Origin of the sequence: Loigolactobacillus jiayinensis (assembly GCF_003946445.1) — a bacterium.
Lineage (GTDB): Bacteria > Bacillota > Bacilli > Lactobacillales > Lactobacillaceae > Loigolactobacillus > Loigolactobacillus jiayinensis.
In genome coordinates this window covers 1-7,051 of sequence record NZ_RHOF01000095.1, presented here as the reverse complement: position 1 = coordinate 7,051, position 7,051 = coordinate 1, and the positions used below count along the sequence as shown (strand labels likewise).

The 7,051-nt window shown below is 42.3% G+C and carries 4 protein-coding genes and 1 pseudogene; 4 read left to right on the top strand and 1 reads right to left on the bottom strand.

What is annotated here, in order from left to right; translation table 11 throughout:
• Positions 1-134: 134 nt before the first annotated feature.
• From EKM80_RS14290 to EKM80_RS15160, 4 genes are all read left to right on the top strand, one after another.
• The gene (locus EKM80_RS14290; RefSeq protein WP_125554324.1) at positions 135-3,302 is read left to right on the top strand and encodes a type I restriction endonuclease subunit R; all 3,168 of its coding nucleotides are present in this window, start codon (positions 135-137) and stop codon (positions 3,300-3,302) included.
• Between the two features lie 13 nt (positions 3,303-3,315).
• The gene (locus EKM80_RS14285) at positions 3,316-4,938 is read left to right on the top strand and encodes a type I restriction-modification system subunit M (RefSeq protein ID WP_125554322.1); all 1,623 of its coding nucleotides are present in this window, start codon (positions 3,316-3,318) and stop codon (positions 4,936-4,938) included.
• Entirely contained in the window at positions 4,928-6,121 is a 1,194-nt protein-coding gene (locus EKM80_RS14280; protein ID WP_125554320.1) for a restriction endonuclease subunit S, read from the top strand. The genes EKM80_RS14285 and EKM80_RS14280 overlap by 11 nt, the downstream gene beginning before the upstream one ends.
• Before the next feature lie 186 nt (positions 6,122-6,307).
• Positions 6,308-6,397, top strand: a complete 90-nt coding sequence (locus tag EKM80_RS15160) for a putative holin-like toxin (protein WP_072672334.1) — start codon at positions 6,308-6,310, stop codon at positions 6,395-6,397.
• 155 nt (positions 6,398-6,552) lie between these two features.
• Here the strand turns inward: EKM80_RS15160 and EKM80_RS14270 are convergent.
• Positions 6,553-7,051, bottom strand: a pseudogene (locus EKM80_RS14270) (hypothetical protein); the annotation flags it as partial.

Below are 7,051 nucleotides of genomic sequence, written 5' to 3'. Positions count from 1 at the left end.
AGGAAGCTGATCTTTTTTGTCCGAACAGCGTTCGGATTAATTTTACAATCTACCAAATTATGAAGCCTAAACGCTAATCTGTTCGCGTATAATAAACTAGTGAGTAATTTAAAGGTGGGGGAAGGAATGTTTTTATGTTGGAACTGTCATTTGAAAAAGAAGTTGTTAAAACCTTAACGACCGGAAGTAATCAATGGGTGGAACGAAAAGACCTGTATGGTGCGACGCCGGATCAATTATGGGCTAATTTTCGCGATAAATTAAATAACAATAACTATGCTAAATTGCAGGGACACCCTTTAACTGATACCGAATTTAATCAGGTTAAACGGGCGATTGAGGTCCGGACACCTTACGAAGCAGCTAAGTTACTAGCCGCCGAAAATGGCATTGGCAAAGTTGAAGTTGAACGTGATGATGCTAAGCTGGGCACGGTGACGCTCGAGTTGTTTTGGAAAGCGGACGTTGCTGGCGGTAAATCTAGTTATGAAGTGGTGCGACAAGCAGTGCGACCACGGTTAGCTGGTACTCAAGATGTCGATCCTGATCGCCGTTTTGACGTAACCCTATTGATTAATGGGTTACCCTTAATTCAATTGGAACTAAAAAAAGCCACGGTCGAACTTAACCAGGCTTTTAATCAAATTGAAAAATACGCGCAGGAAGGTAAATATACGGGAATTTACTCGCTGTTGCAAATGTTTGTGATTATGACGCCGGATAGTACGGCGTATTTTGCGAATGCCGAACCGGATCATTTCAATAAAGCCTTTTTGTTCAATTGGCGAACGCGGGATAATCACCCCGTGGAAAACGGCTTAGCGTTTACGCGCCAAGTCCTTAATATTCCCATGGCCCACAAAATGGTCAGTGAATATACGGTCATCGACCAAGAACGTCAGAGCTTAATTCTCTTACGGCCTTATCAGATTTATGCGATTGAAGCCGTGATGCACCGGATTCATGACCATCAAGATGGTTTCGTTTGGCATACCACGGGTTCTGGTAAAACACTCACCTCATATAAAACCGCTAAATTAGCTGCGCAAGATCCTGGTGTCGATAAGGTCATCTTTTTAGTTGACCGGCGGGATTTAGACGAACAGACAACCAGCAACTTTAGTGCCTATGCTGCCAATGACGATATTGCCATTAACGAAGCCCAAAATACCGGTGATTTAATGCGTAAATTGCAACAAAATGACGGTAAGGTCTTGGTCACCTCGATTCAAAAGCTCCATCGGGCGGTCAAAAAAACGCAAGCCCAGCTGGCAACCGGTAAGCAATCCCGCTTTAGTAAGACTTTAAAGCAACGGGTGATCTTCTTTGTTGACGAAGCCCACCGGTCGCAGTTTGGTAAGATGCAAAAGGAAATTCGAGCAGCGTTTATCAATAGTAACTGGTATGGTTACACTGGCACCCCCATTTTTAATGAAAATAAGAAACAGCTCAAAGGCGATCTAGCAGTTACGACGGAGGAGCTATTTGGTAAAGTCTGTCATGTTTATAACTTGCGAGACGCCTTAGAGGACCAAGCCGTGTTACCGTTTAACGTGGAACACGTAACGACGATTGGGAAAGACACGTTAATAACCCGGGCCCTCGAAAAAGAAACTCAGCGCGTCAAAGCGCGTCGTGATAAGCAAGGCCGCCTGCTGAGTACAGCTGATGAAGCAAAAATTCAAGCCAAGATTCAAGCGATGTCAGTAAAGGACTTGGAAGAAACGTATTTAACTCCGGCTGACTTTGAGACCGATGAACATATTAACCAAGTTGTTCAATATATTTTACAAAAAGGCCCGCGTAAAACGAGTTTGGGTCATGGCAACTACAATGCGATTTTAACCACCAGCTCCATTGAAATGGCGCAACGCTATTATCAAGCCTTTAAAGCCGCGAAAAAGACTACTCACAATCAGCTAGATCCTGATTGGCCCCGAATTGCGATTACTTATTCATTAAGTGAAAACGAAGATCAGAGTGCGCAAAAACATGACCAAATGGCCACCATTTTAAAAGATTATAATCAGCAGTATCACACTAATTTTGATTTAGCCGATTTGAATCTCTATAACGAAGATGTCGCAAAACGGGCTGCTCGGCGTGAGGCGGTCTTTGCTCATTTACAAACGGATCAAGAAATAAATTTAGTGATTGTCGTACGCCGTTTATTAACAGGCTTTGATGCCCCTCGGCTAAACACGCTCTTTGTTGACCGCACCTTAGCTTATCAAGAACTCATTCAAGCCTACTCACGGACCAACCGGCTCCAAAACCGGGAATTAAAACAAGAAGGCCAAATTGTGACCTTTCGGGTACCAGCAATCATGGAAGCGAATGAACGTGAAGCTTATAAGTTATATAGTGGCGAAGGCTCTTTTAATGTCATCATTCGTCCCACTTATCAGCAGGCCGTCTTAAAATTTCAAAAGGCTGTGGTGGATTTAAAAGCCATTGCTCCAACGCCGACGGCTGCCGATGACCTTAAAGGAACTACTGCCAAGGTACAGTTTGTGAAAGCCTTTCGCCAAGTGAATCAACAATTGAATTCCTTATCCATGTACAACGATTTCACTTGGGAAAACAGTGAAAAGGCCTTTGGTATCGCTCAGCCCGAAGTAGAATCCTATACGGGTAAATATCTGCGGATTAAAGCGGCGGTTACTAACCAAGAGCCTGAGAAAGTCCCCGAAGAATTAGCTGCCTTAGACTTTTCCTTGGCCGTTGGTTCAGTCGTCTTGGTGGATTATGCTTATTTGACGCAATTAATTCAAGATTGGATTGATGAACAGCAACGGTACTCGACGCCTGATCAAGCCCAAGCGCATATGACCGATTACCTGCAAAACAGTGCCAAAGTACAGGCTAGTTTGAATAAATTAGCGGAAACGCAACCGCAACAGGCTCAATTAATTCGCGAAGCCATGCCCTATATTGAGCAACAAATGCAACAGTCTCAGCAACAGAGCGCCCCAAATCAAGCGCCAGTAGCGTTGAATGCTCGGGAATTGGTGGCTGATTACGCCCAGAAACAATTGGTCAAAAAAACGTCGGTATTCGCCCACACGTGGGGCTTAGATCAAACAGCCCTATTGCGGGTGGCGCGTGAACACACCGTGGGTACCGATGAATGGCATCATGAACAAGAATTAACGCAGTCAGCGAATTTAGCAGCGGCCTTACAAGCTCAAACTGCCGCTGGGCCGAAGATTCCAGCTATTTTGCCACTATACCGGATTAAGTCCCAGGCCGCTTGGCGGCAGTTTATTGAACACGATTTAGCAATTTATCTACAAAAATAAGTGAGGTTAAACAATGTCAGAAAAAACAACTCAAGCTAGTCAACTTGAAAGCGCCCTATGGAATGCGGCCGATGTCTTACGCGGGAAAATGGACGCTTCTGAATATAAAAATTATTTATTGGGGTTAATTTTTTATCGGTTTCTATCTGAGAAAACCTTAACGACCTTTAGTGATTGGGCAGGTGAAAACGAAAATGTTACCCAGAAATATGCTCAGTATATGGATCCTCAGTTTGAGTTGGAAGGCGTCTCGGTGCAGCCCAGTCTAGTTGAGTATTTACAAAACACGCTCGGCTATTTAATTCAACCACAAGCGTTGTACACCACCCTGATTGGCAAGATTCAAGCCCATACTTTTGCGTTAGACGATTTATCTCAAGCACTTCATGATCTGGAACAGTCGACACAAAATCTATCTTCAGCGCAAGACTTTTCGGGCTTGTTTGCCGATGTGGATTTAAGTAGTAATAAATTAGGCAGTTCTTTACAACAACGGAATCAAACTATCAGTGATACCATGTTAGCTTTAAATGCGATTGATCTTATCCATCATCAGGGCGACGTCTTAGGTGACGCCTATGAATACTTAATCGCGCAATTTGCCAGTGATTCTGGTAAGAAGGCGGGTGAATTTTATACTCCACGGCAGGTGTCCGACATTATTGCCCAGATTGTGACTTATCAGCGCAATGCAGGTGACAAACAAGTTCGAACTATTTATGATCCAGCGGTTGGTTCCGGTTCACTGCTATTAAATGTCGGACAGCACGTGCAAGACCCCAATTTAGTGAGTTATCACGGCCAAGAATTGAACACCACGACCTATAACCTGGCCCGTATGAACCTAATGTTACATGGAGTCTCGTATGACGATATGCACTTACGCAATGGTGACACGTTAAGTAAAGATTGGCCGGTTGACGAACCTTACTTATTTGATGCGGTCGTCATGAACCCGCCCTACTCGGCACACTGGGATAACAGTGATAAACGCTTGTCTGATCCCCGTTTCCGCGACTATGGCGTCTTACCACCTAAATCTAAAGCCGACTTTGCCTTTCTGCTACACGGCTTTTATCATTTGCAGGAACACGGGACTATGGGCATTGTCTTACCCCATGGCGTATTATTTCGGGGTGCTAAAGAAGGCAAGATTCGCCAAAAGCTCCTGTTAGATAACCGGATTGATGCCATTATTGGACTACCCGCCAATATTTTTCATTCCACTGGTATTCCAACGTTAATCATGATTTTAAAGAAACATAAAACCACTGATGACGTCTTGTTTATTGATGCGTCCCGGGAATTTGAAAAGGACAAGAATCAAAATAAGCTAACGGCAGCGAATATTCAAAAAATTGTGACCACTTATCAAAACCGGCAAGATGTCGATAAATATGCCCATGTGGCCTCACCGGCAGAAATCAAAGAGAATGATTATAATTTAAATATTCCGCGCTACGTCGATATGTTTGAACCGGAACCCGAGATTGATCTGGACCAAGTTAAAGCTGATCTGAAACAACTGGACGAGGAAATCAGTCAGAATGAACAAACCTTTAATGAATTAGCCAGCCAGTTAGTGGCCACCCAGGAAAATGACCAGTCAAAACCGGAGGCCCACAATGAAAGATAACCAAGCTAAATATCCGCAATTAAGATTTAAAGGTTTCACTGATCCTTGGGAAGAGCGTAAGTTGGGAGAAGAAGCCCAACTTACCATGGGTCAATCTCCAAATTCTGAAAACTATACAAAAAATCCAGATGACTACATTCTTGTTCAAGGTAATGCTGATATGAAAAACGGTCGTGTTGTTCCAAGAGTTTGGACTACACAAATTACTAAGAAAGCTGAAAAAAGTGATTTAATTTTAAGTGTTCGTGCACCAGTTGGAGATATTGGGAAGACTGATTATGACGTAGTTCTAGGCCGCGGTGTTGCAGCAATTAAAGGAAATGAATTTATCTTCCAACAACTTGGAAAAATGAAATTAACCGGATATTGGACTCGTTACAGCACAGGTTCAACATTTGAAAGTATCAATTCAAACGATATTAAAGACGCCAAAATTATGGTACCAGTTGAAGGGGAACAACAAAAAATTGGCTCATTTTTCCAACAACTTGATCACCTTATAACTCTTCATCAGCGTAAGTTAGCTAAGCTTAAGGAACTTAAACAGGGCTATTTGCAGAAACTGTTCCCTAAAAATGGTAGCAAGTTCCCGCAATTAAGATTTGCAGGGTTTGCTGACGCTTGGGAACAGCGTAAGTTCGATGATCTTGGCTTATTAGCTCGTGGGAAATCTAAACATCGTCCCAGAAATGATCCTAAATTATATGGTGGACGTTATCCAATGATACAAACGGGTGATGTTAGTAGTTCTGAATTGTATATCACACATTACAGCCAAACATATAATGAAACAGGAATCGCACAAAGTAAGCTTTGGCCTAAAGGAACCTTAGCTATAACTATTGCAGCGAATATTGCTGACTCAGCTATTTTAGATATACCTGCTGCCTTTCCGGATAGTATTATTGGTTTTCAATCTGATAAAAACAACGTTTTACTTATTAAATACTCATTGGATTTTGTAGCGGATAAGATTAAATCTCAGGCGGATACAAGCTCACAAGCAAACCTTAATTTAAAGAAATTGTCGGGTATGTCTTTATCTGTACCAAAACAAATAAAAGAACAAGAATCGGTTGCTAGTCTATTAAAGAAGTTAGATCAGACTATCGCTTCCAATCAGCGTAAGCTTGAAAAACTCCAAGAACTAAAAAAAGGGTATCTACAAAAGATGTTTTGCTGATTCTTAATTTGATCAAATTTAGGATCCTATGAAACCCCATGACTTAATTTTTATTGTGCTTGGTCAACACTTAATTCACCTGTATAATGGATTACGCAGGAAGTTTTAAGGGCGGTGGCTGTCTTTTCCCTTGTGAGGTGAGGCCCATGGGAACATGGAATAATCTTCAGGAAGGTTTCACAGTCAATGAGCGTCTTCCAGACACTCTCGTTGATGTTGCTGTTTGCAATGTTTATTTTAGCGTTGCTAACATACATCGACAAAAGGAACAAATAAAAAAGCCGCCCTGCGTAACTTTGGCTAGGTTACAGGGTGACTCAACTATCATTTTTTAACTAATGCCACCGCCTTTGAAGCGGCTTGCACGGGAAGTCTTGTTAGCGCAAGACTTCCTTTTTCTATTACATTATAGCATGTCCCTTAAAAACTTGCTACCGTTTTAAACTTTGATCAAGTTCGGATTTGGGTTGTTTGATTCCTGGATTCTGTTCAGCAAATGCTTTCAGTTGTTTTTGTGTTCGCTCACTAATTTCTTGGTGCACATCGTTTAACTGGTTTTTAAATTGCGCTTTCTGTTGTGGACTAATTGCTTGTTGAACCTTTTGTTGCAAGCCTTGATATGACTGATTAAGTGTCAGGGCTGATAGTTCTTTTAGATCATGCTCAGGCTCTTTTTGGGCTTCTTGTAAGCCTAATTGTTTGGTTAACCCGTCGCTAAGCTCAATCACTTTGTTACTAACTTGCTGGATTTCACTTAAAGCGCTATGGATCACGGCTTTATCTTTAGCCCAGGTAGCCACATACCCGAGTGAGTAGTTACTGGTATCAACACCAATATTTTGCATGGCAACATATGCGACCGCTTCGGCTTGCGTTTCTTGATAGGCTCGCGGGCGATCTTTAAAGGCTGATTTTAACCCATGTAACTGA